The following is a 20,563-nucleotide window of genomic DNA, read 5'->3' on the forward strand; positions in this document are numbered from 1 at the left end:
CGGGCCGTCAGGTGGCGGGCAGGGAATCGCCCTGTACCGCCTGGATGTCGAGTTCGATCCGCAGCGTCGTGCCGATCGCCGAGATGCCCGCCTGGACGACCTGGTTGTAGTTCATGGCGAAGTCCTCGCGGCGCAGTTCGGCCGTGGCGCTGAACGCCGCACGGACGCCGCCCCACGGGTCCGGACCGGTGCCGAGGTAGCTCAGGTCCAGGTCGACCGGACGGTTCACACCGTGCAGCGACAGCTCGCCGTGCACGGTCCAGCGGTCGGGGCCCGCCGGAGTCAGTCCGCCGGAGCGGTAGGTGATCTCCGGGAAGCGGTCGGTGTCCAGGAAGTCGGGCGACCGCAGGTGCTTGTCGCGCATGCCGTTGCCGGTGTCGATGCTCGCCGCGTTGATGACCGCGTCCACGCGGGAGTGCTGGACGTCCTCGGTGATCTCGATCCGGCCGCCGAAGTCGGTGAACCGGCCGTGCACGCTGGAGATGCCCAGGTGCTGCGCGACCGCGCCCACCGAGGAGTGCGCCGGATCCAGCGACCAGGCACCCGGCGGCGGAAGCTCCACGCCCCCCTGCCGGGCCAGTATCACCGTTCCGGCCTCGACCCGGCCGCTCGCCGTGACGAGCGCGGTGGAGGCGGCGGGGGCGTACCCGACCGCCGTCACGATCACGGTGTACGCGCCGGCGGACAGCAGTGCGTCGGTCCGCACCGTGCCGTCCTCGTCGGCGGCGGCCCGCAGCACCTGCGTACCGGTCATGTCGGTGACCGTCACGACCGCGTGCTGGACGGCCCAGCCGTCCCGCGTGCGTACCTGTGCGCGAAGTCCCATCCCGTTTTCTCTCCTTGCGTCCTTGCTGAATGGCCCGTCCGCTCCCGGAACGGGTCACTCGATGAGTCGGGCCCCGGGGCGGGGACGGCAGGCCGTCCCCTGCCTGCCGTCCCCACCGCCGGGGCCCATTTTCCGCCGGCCTGGACAGACTCTCCGCTCGAAGTGCCGTCCCGCCAGGGGTCTTACGTGTCCGGGGTGTACCCGGACCGATTACTCGCCGGGGTGGGCGAGCTCGATGTCGTGGCCGTCGATGCCGCGACCGGCCACGGTCAGGGCGCCGGCCACCGGCGGGTAGCCGGTCGCGATGACCGAGTACTCGCCCGCGTCCAGGTCGGCGAAGGCGTACGCCCCGTCCTCCCCGGTCGTCGAGGTGGCGACCACGTTGCCGGCCGCGTCGACCAGCGTCACGCGGGCGTCGGGCAGCGGCCGCCGGCCGGAACCGGCCCGGACGACGCCCTGCACCAGCGCACCGGACTGCAGTGCGACGTCGACGCGGGTGACACCCTGGCCGCCGATCTCCACCGGCAGCGCCAGCGGACGGAAGCCGGCCGCGTTGACCGCGACGGTCACCGCACCGGGGACCAGCTCACCGAAGGCGAACTCGCCCGTCGCACCGGACTTGCCGGTGGCCAGGACGTCGCCGCGGACATCGGTCACGATGACCATGGCGCCCTCGACCGTCGCGCCGCCTTCCGCGGCCCGTACGGCTCCGGCCAGACCGCTCGTACCGGCGAGCAGGATGTCGTACGTGAGCGGCTGGTCGCCGACGACCACGGTCGACGCCTGCGGCTGGAAACCGTCGGCCGACGCGATCAGCACGTACGAACCGGCGCCCGGGGCGTCCAGCACGTAGGAGCCGTCGGCCTGTGCGGCCGAGATGCCCAGCTGCCGGCCGCCCAGCGAGATCAGCGTGACGGCGGCCCGGGCGACGGGTGCGCCCTCGGCGCCGCGCACCACACCGCGGACCGCGGTGCCCTGCACGGTCGGCTCCGGGGCTGCCGGGGCGTCCTCCAGGGTGTCGACGGCGGTGATGCCGGCGGCTGCCTCGGAGACCTGGCCGGCCGTGCCGGACGGGTCCTTGGCGAGCTCCACGGCCTCGGCCGGAACCGGGGCGTCGTTGGCCGCGTTCGTCTTCAGCGCGACCTCCTTGATGAAGATCGTGATCAGGAAGGCGACCAGCGCGGCCGGGGCGGCGTACAGGAAGACGTCACCGACGCCGTGCCCGTAGGCGGACTCCACGACCGTGCGGAACGGTGCGGGCAGGGTCTCCAGGTCGGGGATGCCCCCGCCGCCGGTCCCGCCGTGGCCCAGGGCCGCGCCCTGGGGACCGAGGTCCGCCAGGCCGTCCTTCACGTAGTGCGTGACGCGGTTCGCCATGACGGCGCCCAGTGCCGAGACACCGATGGCGCCACCGAGCGAACGGAAGAACGTGACGACGGAGCTGGCCGAACCGAGGTCCTTGGGGTCGACCTGGTTCTGGGTGGCCAGCACCAGGTTCTGCATCATCATGCCGACGCCGAGACCCATCAGGAACATGAAGATCGCGATGTGCCAGTAGGCGGTGTCGTACCGGATGGTGCCGAGCAGGCCGAGGCCCGCCGTGACCAGGAAGCCACCGGTGACCAGCCAGGCCTTCCAGCGGCCCGTCTTGGTGATGACCTGGCCCGAGATGGTCGAGGAGAGGAAGAGACCCGCGATCATCGGGATCGTCATCACACCCGACATCGTCGGCGACTTGCCGCGCGCCAGCTGGAAGTACTGGCTGAAGAAGACGGTGCCCGCGAACATCGCGACACCCACGAACAGCGAGGCGAGCGAGGCGAGCGTGATGGTCCGGTTACGGAACAGCCGCAGCGGGATGATCGGCTCACTGGCCCGGGACTCGGTGAAGACGAAGAGCAGCCCGAGCACCACGGAACCCGCGAGCATCGCGCCGGTCTGCCAGGACATCCAGTCGTACTTGTCGCCCGCGAAGGTCACCCAGAGGAGCAGCAGCGAGACGGCGGCGCTGATGAAGAAGGCGCCGGTCCAGTCGACCTTGACCTCACGCTTGACGACCGGGAGCTTCAGGGTCTTCTGGAGCACCACGAGGGCGATGGCCGCGAACGGCACGCCGACGTAGAAGCACCAGCGCCAGCCCATCCAGCTGGTGTCGGTGATGACACCGCCGAGCAGCGGGCCGCCGACGGTGGCGACGGCGAAGACGGCGCCGAGGTAGCCGCTGTAGCGGCCGCGCTCGCGCGGGGCGATCATCGCGGCCATCACGATCTGCGCGAGGGCGGAGAGACCGCCGACGCCGATGCCCTGCACCACACGGCAGACGATCAGCATGCCGGCGCTGTTCGAGAGACCGGCGACGACCGATCCGGCGACGTAGATGACGAGTGCTATCTGGACCAGCAGCTTCTTGCTGAACAGGTCGGAGAGCTTGCCCCACAGGGGGGTGGTCGCCGTCATGGCCAGCAGCGAGGCCGTGACGACCCAGGTGTAGGCGCTCTGGCCGCCGCCGAGGTCGGAGATGATCTCCGGCAGGGCGTTGGTGACGACGGTGGACGACAGGATGGCGACGAACATGCCGAGCATCAGCCCGGTGAGCGCTTCCATGATCTGCCGGTGTGTCATCGGCGCGCCGCCGGAGGGCTCGTGCCCTCCGTGCTTGGCGTGGCCGCCCCGCACACCGGTTGGTGTGGTCGTAGCCATTTAATTCCTTCTCTTTGCTTCTGTTACACGGGTGTACGGGTGTACGAGCCGTCGTGGCCGTCGGTGGACCGGGAGCGGCAGTCGCCGCTGTGCTTTCCGGGGGCGCACCCGCCGGAGCTGCGACAGGAGAAGCTGTCGCGCAGCCGGGCCAGCAACGTGTTGAGCTGACCGACCTCGTCGTCGGACCAATCCTGAAGATGGTGGGCGAACATTTCGGTCGTCCGGCAGTTCAGTTCCTCGAGCACACCCTCGCCCGCGGGAGTCAGCCGCAGGATGCGGGAGCGCTTGTCCGCCGGATCCGGGGACCGCTCGATCCAGCCGCGTTCCGCCACGTGAGCGACGTGTCGGCTGGTCACCGACATGTCGACGGCGAGGAGCTCGGCCAGTCTGCTGATCCGTATCTCCCCGTGCTGACTCAGCAGAGCCAGCACGGCAGCCGAGCCGCCGGGGCATTCGGGCGGGAGGATGCGGGCCAGGCCCCGTTTGACGGCGCCGACTGCGCTGAGCTGCCGGGCCAGTTCTTCGTACTGACTCCGCGCGGCCACGGGACCCCCAGACATCTCACCGGTCATCTTGTTGCTTAGGGCAACCATAGAAGCCGTTGGTTGCTGCAGGCAAACTAAAAGGGGCTTGCAGAAGTAAAGGAAAACAAAAGGCTGCGTAGGGCGCGGGTCAAACGCCCAGCGTGTGCGGTGTGCGCGGGACGGATGTGTCCTGTGCCACTTCGGGGGCGGAGGTGGGCGGCGCTCCGGATCACACCCGGGGCGGACACCCGCGCCTTCGCTCCTTCGGGAGGGCGGGCGGTCGCCCTTCGCACGTACATACGGGAGCGCGTGCGCGGGGTGAGGAGGTGCGCCAGCCAACACACGTTCAGGTCATGGATGTTGGGGCGCGGGCCTCGTCGCGGGGCACGTGTGGCGTGCGATTGTCCGGGCGGCTTCCCCACTCCGCCTTCACCGGTTCCCCGGGTATGGCCGCGGCCCTTCACCGCCCGGGGGTTGGGCCCTTCCGCCATGTTCGCTAGGGTCCTGCGACATGGCACACAATCCCCACGCTCCGCAGGGTCCCGAGGGCAACAGCGACCCGGCAGGCAACACCCAGATGTTCCGCGCCTTCGTCGACGAGGGCGAGCCGCAGCGCCGGCAGCAGCCCGCCGCCGTGTCCTCCGGACCGAGGACCGGGCTGATCGCCGCCGTCGTCGCGGTGATCGTCGTGCTCGGTGCGGTCGCCTGGCTCGCCCTCGGCTGACCGGGCCTCCGGCGTTCGCGCAGGGCCTCTCGTCCGTATCGGGCCGGGCTCACGGGGTCCGGTGCCGCTCATCGCGGCGTAGCCGTCGGTCGTCGGGGCTGCCCCTCGACCCTCCGCCGCCGTGCGGTGCACGGCACCGGAGCCCGCTTCCTGATCCGGTCCGACCGAACGGAAGGCCCTGGTCCCCCGTCACTTCCAGACGGCGGTCACGTCCTGGGTATCGACATGCATGCCCAAGGGCACCCGCCAGGCGTCCACACAGACGGTGTACGTCATCTTCCGCGCCGCTCCCGCGCCGATGGGCACGGGCAGCGGCGCTGTCGATTCCCGGGTCGCCCAGTCGATCCCCAACCCGCCGATGATGTGCGTGGCGAAGGTGACGGTGCCCGAACGCGCGGGTGAGCCACCGGTGTTACGGAACTCCACGGTCACCTTCTCGCACCACCGCTCGTCCGCCGCCGCGCGCACAGGGGCGCCGACCGCGATGACGGCGGGCCCGGTGGGGGCGGTGGAGCCGGGTGCGGACGGCGATGCGGGGCCGGTGGCGCCCGAGGAACCCGAAGGGGCAGTGGCCCCTGTGGAGCCGCCCGCCGGGCCCGGACCGGAGCCGTTCGACGGGGCGCCGCCGGTGCCCGCGCCGCCCGGACCTCCCGAGGTCCCTGCCGCGCCCCCGGAGGCACCGGGACGCGCGTCCGTGCCGGAGCCGCCCGCGGTGCCCGTGCCGCCGGGCCCGTGCGTCGCATCCGGGACGCCGGGAGAGGGCGAGGTGCCCGAGGCGTCCGAAGGACCCCCGGCGCCGCTCCCGCCCGGATTCCCGGCCCCGTCCAGCGGGACCAGCGTGACCTTGCCCGAGGGTGCGACGGCCCCGGAGGGCGCCTTCCCCGGGCCCGTGGCGGCCGCGCCGACCGCCGTGTAGCCGCCGTCGCCGCCCGCCGCGCCTCCGCAGCCCGCCAGGGCCCCGCCCAGACACAGCACGGCCGCCGAGGCGGCGATCGCTGTGCCCCGGCGGCCGGACCGGCCGAATGTCTGACGTCGCATCGCGACAGTGTGTCTGACGGACCGTCATATCGGAACCCCCGGGATCGGGAGTCCGGGTCAGTCGGCGATGAGCCCCTCCCTGAGCTGGGCGAGCGTGCGGGTCAGCAGCCGGGAGACGTGCATCTGCGAGATGCCGACCTCCTCGCCGATCTGTGACTGGGTCATGTTGGCGAAGAACCGGAGCATGATGATCTGGCGCTCGCGCGGCGGGAGTTTGGCCAGCAGCGGCTTGAGCGACTCGCGGTACTCGACGCCCTCCAGCGCCGAGTCCTCGTACCCCAGCCGGTCGGCCAGCGATCCCTCGCCGCCGTCCTCCTCCGGCGAGGGGGAGTCCAGCGAGGAGGCGGTGTAGGCGTTGCCTACGGCCAGGCCGTCGACGACGTCCTCCTCGGAGACCCCGAGTGCCTTGGCGAGCTCCGGAACGGTGGGCGAGCGGTCCAGCTTCTGGGCGAGCTCGTCACTGGTCTTGGTGAGGGCGAGCCGCAGCTCCTGCAGCCGGCGCGGCACCCGCACCGACCACGAGGTGTCGCGGAAGAAGCGCTTGATCTCGCCGACGACGGTGGGCATCGCGAACGTGGGGAACTCCACGCCGCGTTCGCAGTCGAACCGGTCGATCGCCTTGATCAGGCCGATCGTGCCGACCTGGACGATGTCCTCCATGGGTTCGTTGCGGCTGCGGAACCGCGCCGCGGCGTAACGCACCAGCGGCAGGTTGAGCTCGATGAGTGTGTCCCGCACATAGGCGCGCTCCGGACTTTCCGTTCCTTCGGGACCCGGTGCGGGGCCCAGCGCGGCGAGCCGCAGGAACAGGGAGCGGGACAGCGTGCGGGTGTCGATGGCTTCCGACGAGCTGGTGAGCACAACGGGTGCGGGTGCGCTCTTGGTGAGCGTGAGCACCTTCGAGCTGCCCTGTTCTGCGGACATGCCACCCCCTTGAGGTCGCGGACGGTCGCGGTGGCCGCGACCATCGGAGGAACGCAGCCTCCACCTGAATACCGGAGGGGAGGCTGCGGCAAACGCGGTTCCCGCAGAATGTCACATGTCGGCAACACGCTGTAGTGACTTGTCGACAAGTTCCTGGGGAGTCTGCCCAGTTAACAAGGGGTGTACGGCTTTTGGTCCGCGGGGAACGCCTCAGGACCGGTCTACCCGATCCGGTTACGCTTCGATCCTGTTTGCGGATCGAAGTCGAGCGAAACTTCGGGCCAGGAGTCTTGACACATGCATCTGTGAGACTCCGAGTTCCGCGCTGATCTGGGACTGCGTCAGGTTGCTGTAGTACCGCAGCAACAGGATCCGCTGTTCGCGTTCGGGCAGTTGTACGAGCAGGTGCCGGACCAGATCGCGGTGTTCGACGCCCGCCAGGGCCGGATCCTCGTACCCGAGCCGGTCCAGCAGGCCGGGCAGCCCGTCACCCTCCTGGGCGGCTTCGAGCGAGGTCGCGTGGTACGAGCGGCCCGCCTCGATGCAGGCCAGCACCTCGTCCTCGGAGATCTTCAGCCGCGCGGCGATCTCCGCGGTGGTGGGGGAACGGCCGTGAGCGGTCGTCAGGTCCTCGGTGGCGCCGGTGACCTGGACCCATAGTTCGTGCAGCCGCCGCGGTACGTGGACGGTCCGCACGTTGTCGCGGAAGTACCGCTTGATCTCGCCGACGACGGTCGGCATCGCGAAGGTGGGGAACTGGACCCCGCGTTCGGGATCGAACCGGTCGATGGCGTTGATCAGGCCGATCGTGCCGACCTGGACGACGTCCTCCATCGGTTCGTTGCGGCTGCGGAACCGCGCGGCGGCGTACCGCACGAGAGGCAGGTTCGCCTCGATCAGTGCTGCCCGGACCCGGCCGTGCTCCGTGGTGCCCGGCTCCAGGCCCTGGAGGCGGCCGAAGAGCACCTGGGTGAGCGCCCTGGTGTCGGCGCCCCGGGTCCTGGCGGGCGTGACGGTGTCGTCGGGTGTCTCGGTCTCGATCGTCTGGACCGCCTGGGTCGCCTGGGCGGTCTGGATCGCTTGGGGTGACTGGGACGACTGGGACGCCGCGGGCGTCTGTGCCGCCGGTGTCGTCCGGGCGGCCTGGACGGCCTGGACGGTCTGGGGAGGCACTTGAGGCGCTGTACTGGCCGGCACGGTGACGCCACCCCTTCGCGGTCAACTTCGGTCAACTCATCCGTCAAAAGCGGTCATAGCATCACAAGACATGTCCACTATGTGCAAGCACCCCATAGCGCCGTGTTGACCTCGAATCGGTTTAAACACAAAGAAAAGCCCCTCACCGTCGTGGTGAGGGGCTCGCAGGGCCGAAGGCGTCAGAACGGGTAGTCGGCGATCACCCAGGTGGCGAATTCACGCCATTGACCGGCAGCCGCCTGGTGGGCCGGATGCTCGATGTAGCTCTTCAGCGCGGCCTCGTCGGCCACCGCGGAGTTGATGGCGAAGTCGTAGGCGATCGGCCGGTCGGTGATGTTCCAGGCGCACTCCCAGAACTCCAGCCCGGGCACCTTGTCCGCCAGTCCCCGGAAGGCCTCGGCGCCCGCCACGACCCGGGGATCGTCCCGCTCGACGCCGTCGTTCAGCTTGAACAGGACCAGATGGCGGATCATGGGGGTACTCCTACTTCACGAGCTCGGACATGAAGTCGCCGACGCCCTGTGCGGCGTCCGAAACGCCCTCGAACCCTACCTGGACGAGATCCGCGGCCCGGGCGGGGGACGTGATGATCGTGTAGAGCACGAAGACGACTATCAAGTAGAGAGCGATCTTCTTTGCTTGCACCATCAGCCCCTGACTCCCCTTCGATCCCTGCGCAGTCGGGCGAGTCTATCCGCACACATGGTCGTATCGGCCTGCTGATTCCGATCACTCATGCGGTCTTTAAGGACCAAGGACCCGGCGATCGGGGTCCTTTGCCCGCCCTCGCGGCTTCTGCGGAGCGGCAGGATGGTGGACGAGCCCAGCGGATCCGGCAGGAATCCGAGGGGCGAGGAACAGGACCTCGTCTGTGGGGTTCTCGCCACGGCCTTCCCCCGATCGCGGCGAGAGCCAGGAGGCCCTGTTCTCATCGGGGGGAGCGGCTTGTCCCCCCGATGCCGCTTCCCCCGACCCACACCGCACACCCGCCCCCGGCCTCCGTCGGGCCCGGGGCCGCTGTGCTGTCTGCCTGCTGCCGTGTCCGGGGCAGCAGGGACGCGTCGGTCGCCTCACGAACGGGCCCCGCGCCTCCGCGCCGAAGGCCGTGTCCCGGAGCGGCTCGGTGAGGCATGTCCGCAGGCCGAACCCCGGAGGCAGCCCTCGCCGACGCTTCCGTGTCGCACGCAAAACACCCCCCTGACCGCGTTTCCGCTGATCAGGAGGGTGTGAGAGCGGTAGCGGAGGGATTTGAACCCTCGGTGAGTTTCCCCACACTCGCTTTCGAGGTCTGTTCCTGCTGGTCGGGGGCTTGTGCGCCACAGTTCATAACCGTTCAGGGCGGGGCCTGACCTTGAGTGGTGAGGGACTGTTGCACGGCCGTGAACGGTGGCGTACGTCGGTGAATGAGACGGAAACTGAGACGACCGACAGGTCGACCTGACTAGCGCGCTTCGGCCTGCCAGGGGCTCCGGCGGGCCAAGGCATTGGCGAGGACCTCCATGCATGCGATCACGATGTGAGCCCCGGCAGCGGGCAGCGCAGTGCGCTTGGGCACCTTGTTGGCGAAGCCGATGACTTCCATGCCCGCGGCTTTGGCTGCCTCCACGTCCGTCACTGAATCGCCGACGAGGACTGAGCGCTCAGGGGCGACGCCGAGTGCGGCCGACGCGAGCAGCAGGGGGTGCGCGGACGGCTTCATGAGCGTGGGATTCAGTTTGGGCCGGCCGACTACCTCGTGCACGAACCCTTCCAAGCCGTGCAGAGCAAGGAACGCATTGACGCACTCGGCTGAGTTGTTGCTGACGATGGCGACCTTCCGCCGTGTGGAATGGGCCGCCCTGAGCGCATGGGCGGCGCCTGCGATGGGAGGGCCGGCGACGGCAACAGCTGCCACCTCCGCTGCCGTCAAGGCACCCTCAACAGCCGCGAGCAGGGACGGTCCGCCGAGCTGGGATAGGCGATGGATCTCCATGGGGTCGTCTGTCGTTTTTGCCTGCTGGGCGAGATCAGGGGCCCGCAGTGTGACGATCTCCGCCAGTTCTCGCGCAACGCCGGGGGCAGGCATCCCGGCAAAGACGTCGCAGATGGGACCGTCGAAGTCGAACTGGACGGCCCAGGTGTTCGCGATGAGTGCGACGAGCGGGTCAGTGACCATCAGGATTGAAGTCCCTTCCGATGGTGTCCCAGACGCTGTCGAACCACATACGGGCCTGTTCGACCTGTTGTGCTCCGCTCGACGCGTCGCCCTCATTCAGCGAGTAGTGGAAGAGAGTGGCGTCCTTGCCGACGAGGTCGTAAATCTCGATGGCTTCTCCCTGGGCCACGACCTTGTTCGGGCGGATGGGGTAGTAGCCGAAGAACGCGTCTTCGTTGTTGATGACGTAGAGCTTGAAGAACTGAGTGCCGCTGTGGACGCGGACGCTGACGTTGCTTTCCTGGACGAGCCCGAGGTGACTCAGTTCGTTTATGGCATCGGAGATGCTGCGCGCGTAGCTGACCATGATGCTGTGCATCCGTGAGCGAAGCCGAGGATCGTCCGAGCAGTCTTCTCTGCGTACAGGCGCGGCCTGCGGCACATCCATGTCCGGCACGAGGATTCGGATGTTGATGCTCGTCGGAGTGAGGCGGCCAATCCGAATCTTGTCGAGCGGTTCCTGTAGGGCTCCGTGCAGGGTCTCGCTGGAGAATCCGGCGAAGTCGATGGAGACGTGTCGGCTCGCGAAAGCTTGCTCGACGTAGGGACGGAGACCCGCCGGCCGCTCAGTGCGATTGCGCACGAAGACGCCGCTGCCCTTGCGAGACACGACGAGACCTTCGTCTTCAAGGTCTCGTAGAGCGCGCTGGATGGTCGCCCTGGCGAAGCCGAAGTGATCCGTCAGTTTCGCGTGCGACGGCAGCTTCTCGCCGGGGGCCAGCTTCCTGGTTCGGATGGCTGCGCCGAGGCTGCGCGCCACCTGCTCGTAGGGCGGACGGTCGTCGTCCGGGTCCAGGGGCTCAAGAGCGAACGTCATCCCTCGATGCTACGCCCAACCTGACTATTTGAGCAGCCTGGCTATCCATGTCTTGACGTGACTAGCCAGGCTGGCTATGTTGTTCCTGTGCCCACCGGGCTAGCCAAGTAAGTCAGGCTAGGTCGGGCGAGGTGTGCCCAGTGGTTGCAGCTCAGGCGCTGCGTGGGCTGGTTCGGGATCGCTCGTTTGAAGGCGGCTTCGGTCGCACGCTGCGGGCCCTGAGCTGGTCGTTCCTTGAGAACTGAACAGTGAAATGAAGCGAGGTGAGAGCCCTCGCTCCCGTGACGACCGGGCTAGTCGTCGGCAGTGGTACGGCGCGTCGGCGCGGTACGCACGATCCTGCGGCACTGGAGAACACCCCACGGTGCCACCCGCAGTGAACTGCCCTGCTGAGCGCCAGGCAGAGAGATGGCGCCCCACTTTCCGCAGCTCATGCTGCGGCCGGTTGCCTCCCTCGCCCGTCCGGCCTTTCGGGGTCGTACGGGCGAGGCAGAGGGGAGCCGGGCGGTCCGGAACCGTGGCCCAAGGGAGAGACATGAGCACCGAGACGTTCGAGACCATCCGCTACACCGCTGACGTTGTCGTCACTACGACCGACGGGTACGTCCTGCTGATCGAGCGAGGCTGGGACCCGCACGCCGGCCAGTGGGCGCTGCCCGGCGGGCACGTCGACCCCGGCGAGACCAGCCGGGCCGCCGCTGCCCGCGAGTTGGCCGAAGAGACCGGTGTGTACGCGGCGCCGGAGGAGCTGACCCAGGTCGGAACTTGGGACGCCCCCGGCCGCGACCCTCGCGGCCGGTACGTCACCGTCGCCTATCAGCTCACCGTCATCTCCGGCACGCCCGCCGAAGCCGGTGACGACGCGGTCAACGTCCGCTGGTGGCCGCTGGCCGACCTTCCGCCGCTGGCGTTCGACCACGCCGAGATCATCGCCGCCGTCGCGGCGTCGACCGTCTGACCTACCCGCTTCGCCCCGGTCCCGCCGCCTGCCGGCGGGGTCGTGACGGCGCCGGATCGAATCCGGCCCGGGGCACTCGCCGCCTGCTCTGGCGGCCGGGCCCACCACCGCGTGGTGGCCCATCCCCTGAACGGCGCGCGGCCCCGGTGCTGGAACACCGGGGCCGCTGTTCGGGCCGTTCCACCTACCAGGGAGACAACGACCCATGAAGACCATCGCTGCACTTCAGACCCTTGTTACGGCCGCCTCGCTCGACTTCGAGCCGTCGGCCGCCGAGCTGGACGCGATCGAGCTGGAGATGCCGCTCATCCGGGCGGAAGTTGAGCTGCTGGACGCGCAGATCATGACCATCGACCGGCCGGCAAACGAGCTGGACGTACGACGCGTGCGCCGGGCCCGCAACCGGGTCATGGCCGCACGGCGGGACCTCACCAACCGCGCCACGACTCCCCGGACGGGTGGTGCGGCATGAGCCTTCACCGCAAGGGGCGCGCCGCCCTGGTGCTGGCCCTGGTCGCCGTGGTCGGCATGGCGTTCCGCGTCTCGTGGAACGCGCTGCGGGATGTCGCCCGGGCGATCGGCGCGGACAGCACGGCCGCGTTGCTCTACCCGTTCGTCGTCGATGGGCTGATGGCGCTGGCGCTGGTCGCCACGCTGGTGCTGACCGACCGTGCGGACAAGCGGTTCGCGCTGCGGGTCCTGGCCGCCTACACGCTCGCGTCGCTGGTCCTGAACTACGTGCACGGGCTCGTTCCCGAGCTGCACGGCGGGTCGGTCGACTGGGGTCGACTGGCCGACTGGGACCCCGCCAACTGGGCGCTGGTGCTGCTCGCCACGTCGCTGCCGGTCGGCTCAATCTACTTCGGCTCCGACCTGGTCGCCAAGGTGCTCCACCACCGACCGATCGATCCCGCCCCGATCGCCGCACCGGTCGATACCGCAACAAAACGGTCTACTCCTGACCTGGGAGAGTCGACCCCCGCCCCGGTGCCAGCTGCCGAGCCCCCTGCGGCGCTGCCCGCCCCGGTGGTTGTCGACCTGGTCAAGCGGATCGAGCCGATCCCCGTGGGGGCGGTTGCTGCCGAGTCACCCCGACCGCGTGCGGTGATCGGCCGCGTGCCGGATGCCGCCCGATCGCCCCGACCGGTCCGCACCGCTGAACAACTGCTCGACCAAGCCCGATCGGCTACGGCCGACTGGCCCGCCGGGGACCTGACGGCCGAGGCGATCCGCAAGGAAGTCCGCACCTCTCCCGCCAAGGCCCGCGTGCTGCGCGAGACCCTGCGCGCGGAGCGGTCGGCCGCATCCGTTGACGCGGTGGCGTAGTGGCCGGGCTCCCCGAATACCGGTGGCGCCTTGCCCCGGACGGATACGCCACTCGCAGGCAGTTGCGGGCGTTGGGGTTGCGGCCGGGCGGACAGGACGTCGTCGCCGTGCTTCACCGCCCGCGACGCCGGCGGGAACCGCTGGTCGCCTACCTCTACCGCATCGACGACGCCAAGCCCGTACGCCCCATGACACCGGGCCGAGCGGAAGCGCTCGCCAAGGCCATGCGGGCCCGCCGAACCTGCCCCAACTGCCGCACGGACGCCGGGTACTGCATCCCGCGTTCGCTCGGCATGTGTGTGACCTGCCACGACTCCACCGACGAGAGGACTGCACCGTGACCGCCCCCGACTATCGCGAAACCACGGCGGCGCCCCTCCCCGGGTGGCCGACCGTCCCGGACTTGCCTCTCTCCGGCGCCGTGAGGCTGCACGGCGAGCAGGGGGCCGTGGTCTACGTTCCCGGGCCGGACGGGCGGATGGTCGCGGTGCTGCGCGAGCACCTGCCCACCGCCCCGGCCGTCTACCAGCCCCGGGACTTGACGCCGCAGCCCCTGTTCGACCCGCGCGCCCAGCGCCTCGCGGCCGGCGGACTGCTGGCAGGGGGTGCCGGTTTCGGTGCCGGTCAGCTCCTCATCGGCGCTGGCCAGGTGGTCAGCGCGTTTGCCGGTCTCGGCTCGGTCGTGATGTGGGCCGCGATCGCGGTGGTCGCCTCCCGGCTAGCTCCGGCCGTGTTCGGTACGGGGCGGCCCGCCACGGTGAACCACACCACGGTCAACAACCGGTGGTTCGGCCGCTCCATCCACTGAATCGCCCAACGCCCCTCAGAGTCCCCGACCCCCCTTACGTGTGGGTCGAGACCCCCCGGGGCGTGAACGGCCCGCCACGGCCCCGTCAGGGGGTTGTACGGGCCTGTTTTCCGGCGCTCTACGCGCGCGTGCGCGTAGGGCCCCCTCCCCAGGAACGGCGCAACTCTGCAACTTCGCAGGTCACATGCGGTTGCGGGGGCTCAACCCGCGCTGCCGACGCAACCGGCAGTGCAACCACGGCACTTACGAGCGGGCCGGTGCGCCACGCAACGGCGCACCGGCCCTATCCACGGTCTTGGAGGACCCTTTCGTGGACTGGAAGCAAGCATGGGCGACCACCACCACTACGACCAACACAGCCTTCGATGCGCTCGCACCGCTGTGCGCACCGTTCGCGGACCGCTGGGACAGGGACGTGGAGCGGCGTACACAGCTGCGGACACCGGAGAACCTGAAGACGCTCATGGCGGCGCAGCGTGAACACAACTCCGCCCGCTCCACCGCCGCGATGGCACGTAATCAGCGCAGCGCTGCCCGCAAGGCGTCGAAGAACCCGTTGTCCGGCAACCGCCGTGCCGCACGGACTGCGGACAAGGCGGCCCGCCAGCATCACAGTCAGGCGCGTGCCGGCATGAAGGCGGCGCGCAAAAACTACCCCGCCACGCTCGTGGCCCGTGCGGTACAGGCACACGCCGCGCACGCGGTTCCGGGCGGACTCGCGTCGTGGCTGCTGTCGGAGGCAGGCAACACGCTCACGGTGTGGCCGGCGTCCGTGTCTGCCGGGCTGATCGGGTTGAACATTGCCGGTCTGTGGCTGGGCCGTCGTCAGGCATCGGTGCGGCTCGATGACGCGATGAGTGCCGAGGAACGGCGCCTGGCATCGCGGCTGGACCCGTCGTTCTGGGTGCAGAACGCGGAAGCCCGCGGCTTGTCCGGGACCGTCCCGACGCCGGCCAAGCTCACCCCGGCCGGGCTCGTTTCACACGTGCGCCTGGACGGGCGGTGGAACCCGAAGACGTTCCGGGCGAAGGCGGACGAGGTCCGGGCCCTGCTCGGGGCGCGGACCGATCTGCGGATCGAGATCGGCCCCGGCACTCATGGCGACCGCGCCACGATCACGCTGCGGACCCGCAGCGCCGCAGACGGCATCGACCTGAACGGCTGGAAGCCCGGCGATCCGTGGGGCGTCGACACGGTCACCGGCGAACCGGTCATGGTCCCGCTCGGGCGCCGGATGCTCATCGCGGGCACCTCCGGATCGGGCAAGTCCTGGTCGACCCGCGCCCTGCTGGCCGAGGCGTCCGAGTCGCCCGACCACCGCCTGGCCGTCATCGACCCCAAGCGCGTGGAGGGCATCAACTGGGAGCACCGCGCCCGCGTCGCCATCTACGCCGAGGACGTCCTCGACCTGACCGACGAGCTGGTTGCCGAGATGCACGACCGGCTGAAGGAGGTCCCGCGCGGCCGGGACACCATCGAGATCAGCACCCGCCGCCCCCGGATCACTGTGTTCATCGACGAGGGCGCAGAGGTCATCACCATGGCGCGCAAGAAGCAGGAGCGGGCCACCAAGGAGTCGCCCGCAGGCCCGGAGTGGTCCCGGATCATGGAGAACCTGGGCACCCTCGCCCGCATGGCCCGTGCGGCAGAGATCATCCTGATCTGGGCCACGCAGAAGCCGACCATGGACGCCAAGGGCGGCATCGACCCGCAGATCAGCGCGCAGATCACCTACCGCGCGGCGCTCGCGCTGAGCACGTCCGGCGAGAGCCGCGTCGTGTTCGGTGAGGACGCCACCGAGCGCGGCTGGCACGCCCACGACCTGCCGATGCCCGGCGTCGCCATGCTCCGCTCCGCGCCGAAGGCCAAGCCTCACCCGATCATGACCCGGGCGTTTTCCCCGGCCGACGTGATCGCCCTGCCCGACCGCCCGATCTGGCACCGCGAACAGTCCACCCCGGCCGCAAGCCCGCTCCGTCTGGTCAAGGACCCGGCCGCCGCTACGGCGTCCGCCGGGTCGGAGACGAACCGCGAACGGGTCCTGCAGGCCGTCAACGACGGGGCCCGCACCGCCCGCGACATCACCGAGCGGACCGGCATCAACAAGGGCACCGTCTCCCGCGAGATCAAAGCCCTCACCAACGCCGGAACCCTCCGCAGGACCGGTGACGGCATGCTCCACACCGGCCAGGAAGCCGCCTGAACATCCCGCCCTGACCAAGCCCTCACCAGCACGACAAGGGCGGCCCCCGTCTCGCCAAAGTCCGGGGCCGCCCTCGCCTGCCAGCACTCAACACAGAACTGGAGACACCCAGCATGTCCCAACTCACCCCCATCCGGCGAGCAGCCGACCACCGACCCGCCTTACTGGATCTCTTCTCCTGCGCCGGCGGCGCGGTGGCGGCATGAGCGCCCATCTCTTGACCGCCGCATTGAGCGCGGCTGAGCGCGGTTGGTACGTCCACCCCCTGCGACCTGGCGGCAAGGCCCCCGCGCTGCACGGAGAGGACCGATGCACCCGCTCCGGTGCCTGCTCTGCCGGTCACCTGAAGTGGGAGCAGCGCGCCACGCTGGACGCGAACCGCATTCGCGGTGCGTGGGCCGTGCGGGAGTTCAACGTCGGGATCGCGCCGGGCCCGTCCGGGCTGGTCGTCGTCGACCTCGACCTGCCCAAGCCTGAAGACGATGCGGACACACCTTCCGGTGTGGATTCCTTCACAGCGCTCTGCGAGCGCGCCGGCCAGGCCGTCCCCACCACCTACCGGGTGCGGACTCCCAGCGGGGGAGCACACCTGTACTTCACCGCCCCCACCACGGCCCGGCTCCCCAGCAGCAAAGGGAAGCTGGCGAAACGGATCGACACCCGGGCATGGGGCGGCAACGTCGTCGCCCCCGGCAGCATCGTCAACGGCCAGGCATACGAGGTCACCGACCCTGCCCCCGTCGCCGACCTCCCTGCATGGCTGTTGGACGCTCTCAAGCCCGCCCCGCAGCCCGCACAACCGGTACGCATCCATCTGCCCCGGTGCGGGAGCCGGGCCGCTGAAGTTGCCCTGGAACGCGAGATCGTGGCCGCCGCCACTGCGCCGGAGGGTGACCGCAACGCACAACTGCTCAGGAGCGCCCGCGCCGTGGGCCGGTTCGTCGCATGGGGCGATCTCCCCCGGCAGGTGGTGGAGCAGGCTTTTCAGGTCGCGGGTGAGTCGGCCGGACTGTCGGCTGCCGAGTGCCGCTCCACCGTGTGCAGCGCCCTCAACTGGTCCATCCGGACCTGCCGGCCGAGGGCGACCGCCGCATGAGCCCCCAGCAACGCCGGGGCCTGAAAAGCCTTCCTGCCACCCATACCGGGCCCGGCATCGCCAAACCGGCCCCGGGCGCATCCGGCAGTGGAGCGCCGAAGGTCGTCGGCCGAAAGGCCGCCCCCTTTGCTGTTCTCCCTGACCCGCGCACGCACACCCCCGGCTTCCACCCCGGGCTTCACATCCGGGGACTGGAACGCGGTGGGTTCCCCGTCGCCGACTGGCTGTGCTCCTGCGGCCACCACGAACGCGCCCGGGGTCGCAAAGCCGTCACCGAACTAACCACCCGCGTACGCGTTGGGCACTGCCCGCACAGCGCCCCCGTAGAGCACAGGAGGAACGCCGCATGAGCACGCAGCAGACCACTGACCCGATCGACGGTGCGGCCCTGCTCAACGAGGTGGAGCAGTTCCACCGCAGGTTCAACGTGTTCCCCCGCGAGGCCGCCTACGTGGCTGTCGTGTTGTGGGACGCGCACGCGCACCTCCTGGACGCGTTCGACTCCACCCCGCGTCTCGCGTTCCTCTCCCCGGAACCGGGCTCGGGCAAGTCCCGGGCCCTGGAGGTGGTGGAGACCCTGGTGCCGCGCCCGATGCTGGCGGTGAACGCGCGGGCCGCCGCCCTCTTCCGGTCCGTCTCCGACCCGGCCGGACGGCCCACGATCCTCTTCGACGAGATCGATACCGTCTTCGGTCCCAAGGCCGGGGACAATGAGGAACTGCGCGGCTTCCTGAACGCCGGCCACCGCCGCTCCGGAGTCACCTACCGATGCGTTGGTGACGGAGGGAATCAGACGGTCGTCGAGTTCCCTTCCTACACCGCCGTTGCCGTTGCCGGGCTCGGCTACCTGCCGGACACCATCACCACCCGTTCCGTCATCATCCGCATGCGGCGCCGGGCCAGGAACGAGAAAGCCGAGCCGTTCCGGGCCAGGCTCCACGAAGCCGAGGGCCACGAACTACGAGAGCGGCTCGCGCAGTGGGCCGAGCAGGTCCGCGACGACATCGCGGGCCGGTGGCCGCAGATGCCTGACGGGGTCACCGACCGTCCGGCGGATGTGTGGGAGCCCCTGTTGTCCGTCGCGGACGCGGCCGGTGGCGACTGGCCCGAGCGGGCCCGCACCGCGTGCATGGAGCTGGTTAACGCGGCCAGGGCCGACGACAAGGGCAGTCTCGGTATCCGCCTGCTGACCGATCTGCGCGATCACGTCATGGCGGGCATCGACCGGATGCCGACCGTCGCGATCCTGGACCGGCTGTGCGCGCTGGACGAAGCACCGTGGGCGGAGATGAGTGGCCGGCCGCTCGACTCCAGGGGCCTGGCCAAGATGCTCGGGGAGTACATGACTCTCGACAACACCCCGGTCAAGGCACGCAACATCAAGACCGCCGGGACCGTCCTCAAGGGCTACTACGCCCTCGATCTCCACGACGCATGGGAGCGGTACTGCCCCCCACCCCCCTCAGGAGCCGCTACCTCCGCTACCTCCGCTACCTCGCAGGTCAGCGGCCCGGAAAAGGTAGCGGCAACGCTCTTCCCGTCCGCTACCTGAGCGCTACCCGCTACCGGCCCCGCGCCCGACAGGGGCGGGGCCGGTAGCGGATTCCATCCGCTACCGCTACCCCTGCCGCTACCTCGATCATGCCCCTGACCAGGGCGGTAGCGGAGGTAGCGGAGGTAGCGGACCTGACAGGAAGGGGCCCCGGGCCCCTCGCTGCCCCAGGAAGGCACGCCATGAGTACCGCCACAGAACTCTTTGACTCGACTCTGGTGCTCCTCACCGTCGAAGAGGCAGCCCGTCGCCTCGGGATCGGCCGAACGCTCTGCTTCCGCCTGATCCGCACCGGTCAGCTCGAATCTGTCCCCGTTGGGCGTCTGCGGAGGGTTCCCGCCGACGCCATTCAGGACTACGTCACCCGACTCCGCACGGCCAACCGGCCTGTCGCCAGCGCTGCCTGAGAGGCCACCACATGGATGAGTACAAGAAGCGGACCCGCCAGCCGAATGGCCGATCCTCGATCTACCTGGGTAAGGACGGCAAGTGGCACGGCCGCGTGACCGTCGGCATCCGAGACGACGGCAAGCCGGACCGCCGGCACGTCGAACGAAAGACCCGCACCGAGGCGGCCGAAGCCGTGAAGACGCTGGAGCGGGAGCGCGACGCCAAGACGCTGCGCAAGCCGGGCCGGGCCTGGACGGTGACCACGTGGCTGACTCACTGGGTGGAGGACATTGCCCCGCTTGGAGTCAACGAGAACACGATGGTCGGCTACGGGGTTGCGGTGAGGAAGCACCTGATTCCCGGCCTCGGAGCGCACAAGCTGGACAAGCTCCGGCCCGAACACATCGAGCACCTGTACAGCCGCATGATGGCGGCCGGCAGCAAGCCGGGGACCGCACATCAGGTGCACCGCACCTTCCGCACCGCCCTGAACGAGGCGGTGCGGCGGGGGCACCTCGGACAGAACCCCGTACGCCTGGCCAAGGCGCCACGGGTGCGGGAAGAAGAGATCGAACCCTTCACCGTTGACGAGGTGCAGCGGCTTCTGCGGGCCGCCGATGATCGGAGGAACTCGGCCCGCTGGGCCGTCGCGCTGGCGCTCGGACTGCGGCAGGGCGAGGCGCTGGGACTCAAGTGGACCGACGTAGACCTTGGGCGTGGCGTTCTCATGGTCCGGCGTAGCCGACGCCGACCGCAGTACGCCCACGGCTGTGCGGACGCCAAGACGTGCGGGCGCAAGGCCGGGTACTGCCCTCAGCGGCAGCGGACCAACCCGGAGACGGCCGACACCAAGTCCCGTGCCGGCCGCCGGGCTGTCGGACTTCCGCAGCAGCTTGTGGACCTGCTCCGTACGCACGGGAAGCGGCAAGAGGTGGAAAAGGCCGCCGCCGGAGACGAGTGGACGGAAGAGGGCTGGCTGTTCGCCACGGCGACGGGCCGGGGCATGTCCCCCCGTACGGACTACGACGACTGGAAGGAGCTGTTGCAGGCCGCGAAGGTACGGGACGGCCGCCTGCACGATGCCCGCCATACCGCCGCGACGGTCCTCCTTATTCTCGGAGTCTCGGAGCGGGCAGTAATGGGGTTGATGGGCTGGTCGAGTACCGCCATGGCGGCTCGGTATCAGCACATGGTCGACTCAGTCCGCACTGACGTGGCACGACAAGTGGACGGGCTCATCTGGGAGCGGAGCGGACGCGAGGAGGCCGAAGGCTAGGACGTAGTCG

At 69.7% G+C, this 20,563-nt stretch carries 21 protein-coding genes; 11 read left to right on the forward strand and 10 right to left on the reverse strand.

The genetic code is table 11. The features are described from left to right. Positions 1-7: 7 nt before the first annotated feature. The 3 genes from ABZ434_RS03350 to ABZ434_RS03360 form a co-directional block, all read right to left on the reverse strand. Positions 8-826 (reverse strand): YceI family protein, encoded by an 819-nt coding sequence (locus tag ABZ434_RS03350; RefSeq protein ID WP_359131749.1) that lies wholly within the window; start codon positions 824-826, stop codon positions 8-10. Positions 827-1,036: 210 nt separating this feature from the next. Further along, positions 1,037-3,526 carry an MFS transporter gene (locus ABZ434_RS03355; protein WP_359131750.1) on the reverse strand — a complete coding sequence of 830 codons (2,490 nt, stop codon included), beginning with the start codon at positions 3,524-3,526 and terminating at the stop codon, positions 1,037-1,039. Between the two features lie 23 nt (positions 3,527-3,549). After that, positions 3,550-4,071, reverse strand: coding sequence for a MarR family winged helix-turn-helix transcriptional regulator (locus tag ABZ434_RS03360; protein WP_359131751.1), 522 nt, complete (start codon positions 4,069-4,071; stop codon positions 3,550-3,552). Between the two features lie 490 nt (positions 4,072-4,561). Here ABZ434_RS03360 and ABZ434_RS03365 point away from each other — a divergent pair, with 490 nt between their 5' ends. After that, complete coding sequence (locus ABZ434_RS03365) at positions 4,562-4,774, forward strand: hypothetical protein (RefSeq protein ID WP_326737519.1); 213 nt, start codon at positions 4,562-4,564, stop codon at positions 4,772-4,774. A 189-nt stretch (positions 4,775-4,963) separates the two neighbouring features. On the opposite strand, the gene ABZ434_RS03370 is transcribed toward ABZ434_RS03365, so the two are convergent. From ABZ434_RS03370 to ABZ434_RS03400, 7 genes are all read right to left on the reverse strand, one after another. Then, on the reverse strand, positions 4,964-5,812 hold the full coding sequence (locus tag ABZ434_RS03370) for a hypothetical protein (RefSeq protein ID WP_359131752.1): 849 nt from the start codon (positions 5,810-5,812) through the stop codon (positions 4,964-4,966). Between the two features lie 57 nt (positions 5,813-5,869). Further along, complete coding sequence (locus ABZ434_RS03375) at positions 5,870-6,736, reverse strand: RNA polymerase sigma factor SigF (protein ID WP_359131753.1); 867 nt, start codon at positions 6,734-6,736, stop codon at positions 5,870-5,872. Between the two features lie 234 nt (positions 6,737-6,970). Continuing rightward, complete coding sequence (locus ABZ434_RS03380) at positions 6,971-7,933, reverse strand: RNA polymerase sigma factor SigF (RefSeq protein ID WP_359131755.1); 963 nt, start codon at positions 7,931-7,933, stop codon at positions 6,971-6,973. 179 nt (positions 7,934-8,112) lie between these two features. Further along, the gene (locus tag ABZ434_RS03385) at positions 8,113-8,406 is read right to left on the reverse strand and encodes a Dabb family protein (protein ID WP_326737522.1); all 294 of its coding nucleotides are present in this window, start codon (positions 8,404-8,406) and stop codon (positions 8,113-8,115) included. A gap of 10 nt (positions 8,407-8,416) precedes the next feature. Then, the gene (locus tag ABZ434_RS03390) at positions 8,417-8,581 is read right to left on the reverse strand and encodes a hypothetical protein (protein WP_187285206.1); all 165 of its coding nucleotides are present in this window, start codon (positions 8,579-8,581) and stop codon (positions 8,417-8,419) included. 793 nt (positions 8,582-9,374) lie between these two features. Then, positions 9,375-10,088 (reverse strand): HAD family hydrolase, encoded by a 714-nt coding sequence (locus ABZ434_RS03395; protein ID WP_359131757.1) that lies wholly within the window; start codon positions 10,086-10,088, stop codon positions 9,375-9,377. Further along, positions 10,078-10,944, reverse strand: a complete 867-nt coding sequence (locus tag ABZ434_RS03400; RefSeq protein WP_359131758.1) for a GntR family transcriptional regulator — start codon at positions 10,942-10,944, stop codon at positions 10,078-10,080. The genes ABZ434_RS03395 and ABZ434_RS03400 overlap by 11 nt, the downstream gene beginning before the upstream one ends. 535 nt (positions 10,945-11,479) lie before the next feature. On the opposite strand from ABZ434_RS03400, the gene ABZ434_RS03405 reads away from it, so the two are divergent. The 10 genes from ABZ434_RS03405 to ABZ434_RS03450 all read left to right on the forward strand — a co-directional run bounded on the left by ABZ434_RS03405 (position 11,480) and on the right by ABZ434_RS03450 (position 20,553). Further along, positions 11,480-11,902, forward strand: a complete 423-nt coding sequence (locus ABZ434_RS03405; RefSeq protein WP_359131759.1) for an NUDIX hydrolase — start codon at positions 11,480-11,482, stop codon at positions 11,900-11,902. A gap of 205 nt (positions 11,903-12,107) precedes the next feature. Further along, positions 12,108-12,374 carry a DUF6284 family protein gene (locus ABZ434_RS03410; RefSeq protein ID WP_359131761.1) on the forward strand — a complete coding sequence of 89 codons (267 nt, stop codon included), beginning with the start codon at positions 12,108-12,110 and terminating at the stop codon, positions 12,372-12,374. After that, positions 12,371-13,228, forward strand: a complete 858-nt coding sequence (locus ABZ434_RS03415; protein WP_359131763.1) for a DUF2637 domain-containing protein — start codon at positions 12,371-12,373, stop codon at positions 13,226-13,228. The genes ABZ434_RS03410 and ABZ434_RS03415 overlap by 4 nt, the downstream gene beginning before the upstream one ends. After that, the gene (locus ABZ434_RS03420; RefSeq protein ID WP_359131764.1) at positions 13,228-13,569 is read left to right on the forward strand and encodes an RRQRL motif-containing zinc-binding protein; all 342 of its coding nucleotides are present in this window, start codon (positions 13,228-13,230) and stop codon (positions 13,567-13,569) included. The genes ABZ434_RS03415 and ABZ434_RS03420 overlap by 1 nt, the downstream gene beginning before the upstream one ends. After that, the gene (locus ABZ434_RS03425; protein ID WP_359131766.1) at positions 13,566-14,036 is read left to right on the forward strand and encodes a hypothetical protein; all 471 of its coding nucleotides are present in this window, start codon (positions 13,566-13,568) and stop codon (positions 14,034-14,036) included. The genes ABZ434_RS03420 and ABZ434_RS03425 overlap by 4 nt, the downstream gene beginning before the upstream one ends. Before the next feature lie 310 nt (positions 14,037-14,346). Beyond that, on the forward strand, positions 14,347-16,239 hold the full coding sequence (locus tag ABZ434_RS03430; RefSeq protein ID WP_359131767.1) for an FtsK/SpoIIIE domain-containing protein: 1,893 nt from the start codon (positions 14,347-14,349) through the stop codon (positions 16,237-16,239). Positions 16,240-16,441: 202 nt separating this feature from the next. Continuing rightward, positions 16,442-17,335: a bifunctional DNA primase/polymerase gene (locus ABZ434_RS03435; protein WP_359131768.1), complete on the forward strand. Its 894-nt coding sequence runs from the start codon at positions 16,442-16,444 to the stop codon at positions 17,333-17,335. Between the two features lie 346 nt (positions 17,336-17,681). Next, entirely contained in the window at positions 17,682-18,887 is a 1,206-nt protein-coding gene (locus tag ABZ434_RS03440; protein ID WP_359131769.1) for a DUF3631 domain-containing protein, read from the forward strand. Between the two features lie 182 nt (positions 18,888-19,069). Further along, the gene (locus tag ABZ434_RS03445; RefSeq protein ID WP_359131770.1) at positions 19,070-19,294 is read left to right on the forward strand and encodes an excisionase family DNA-binding protein; all 225 of its coding nucleotides are present in this window, start codon (positions 19,070-19,072) and stop codon (positions 19,292-19,294) included. Between the two features lie 11 nt (positions 19,295-19,305). After that, positions 19,306-20,553 carry a site-specific integrase gene (locus ABZ434_RS03450; RefSeq protein WP_359131771.1) on the forward strand — a complete coding sequence of 416 codons (1,248 nt, stop codon included), beginning with the start codon at positions 19,306-19,308 and terminating at the stop codon, positions 20,551-20,553. Positions 20,554-20,563 lie beyond the last annotated feature (10 nt).

It is taken from the genome of Streptomyces sp. NPDC005761 (assembly GCF_040630635.1).
Taxonomy (GTDB): domain Bacteria; phylum Actinomycetota; class Actinomycetes; order Streptomycetales; family Streptomycetaceae; genus Streptomyces.

Coding starts and splice junctions, on each gene's coding strand:
- ABZ434_RS03350 (WP_359131749.1), bottom strand. CDS start 826: ATGGGACTTCGCGCACAGGTACGCACGCGGGACGGCTGGGCCGTCCAG.
- ABZ434_RS03355 (WP_359131750.1), bottom strand. CDS start 3,526: ATGGCTACGACCACACCAACCGGTGTGCGGGGCGGCCACGCCAAGCAC.
- ABZ434_RS03365 (WP_326737519.1), top strand. CDS start 4,562: ATGGCACACAATCCCCACGCTCCGCAGGGTCCCGAGGGCAACAGCGAC.
- ABZ434_RS03370 (WP_359131752.1), bottom strand. CDS start 5,812: ATGCGACGTCAGACATTCGGCCGGTCCGGCCGCCGGGGCACAGCGATC.
- ABZ434_RS03375 (WP_359131753.1), bottom strand. CDS start 6,736: ATGTCCGCAGAACAGGGCAGCTCGAAGGTGCTCACGCTCACCAAGAGC.
- ABZ434_RS03385 (WP_326737522.1), bottom strand. CDS start 8,406: ATGATCCGCCATCTGGTCCTGTTCAAGCTGAACGACGGCGTCGAGCGG.
- ABZ434_RS03390 (WP_187285206.1), bottom strand. CDS start 8,581: ATGGTGCAAGCAAAGAAGATCGCTCTCTACTTGATAGTCGTCTTCGTG.
- ABZ434_RS03395 (WP_359131757.1), bottom strand. CDS start 10,088: ATGGTCACTGACCCGCTCGTCGCACTCATCGCGAACACCTGGGCCGTC.
- ABZ434_RS03400 (WP_359131758.1), bottom strand. CDS start 10,944: ATGACGTTCGCTCTTGAGCCCCTGGACCCGGACGACGACCGTCCGCCC.
- ABZ434_RS03405 (WP_359131759.1), top strand. CDS start 11,480: ATGAGCACCGAGACGTTCGAGACCATCCGCTACACCGCTGACGTTGTC.
- ABZ434_RS03410 (WP_359131761.1), top strand. CDS start 12,108: ATGAAGACCATCGCTGCACTTCAGACCCTTGTTACGGCCGCCTCGCTC.
- ABZ434_RS03415 (WP_359131763.1), top strand. CDS start 12,371: ATGAGCCTTCACCGCAAGGGGCGCGCCGCCCTGGTGCTGGCCCTGGTC.
- ABZ434_RS03435 (WP_359131768.1), top strand. CDS start 16,442: ATGAGCGCCCATCTCTTGACCGCCGCATTGAGCGCGGCTGAGCGCGGT.
- ABZ434_RS03440 (WP_359131769.1), top strand. CDS start 17,682: ATGAGCACGCAGCAGACCACTGACCCGATCGACGGTGCGGCCCTGCTC.
- ABZ434_RS03445 (WP_359131770.1), top strand. CDS start 19,070: ATGAGTACCGCCACAGAACTCTTTGACTCGACTCTGGTGCTCCTCACC.
- ABZ434_RS03450 (WP_359131771.1), top strand. CDS start 19,306: ATGGATGAGTACAAGAAGCGGACCCGCCAGCCGAATGGCCGATCCTCG.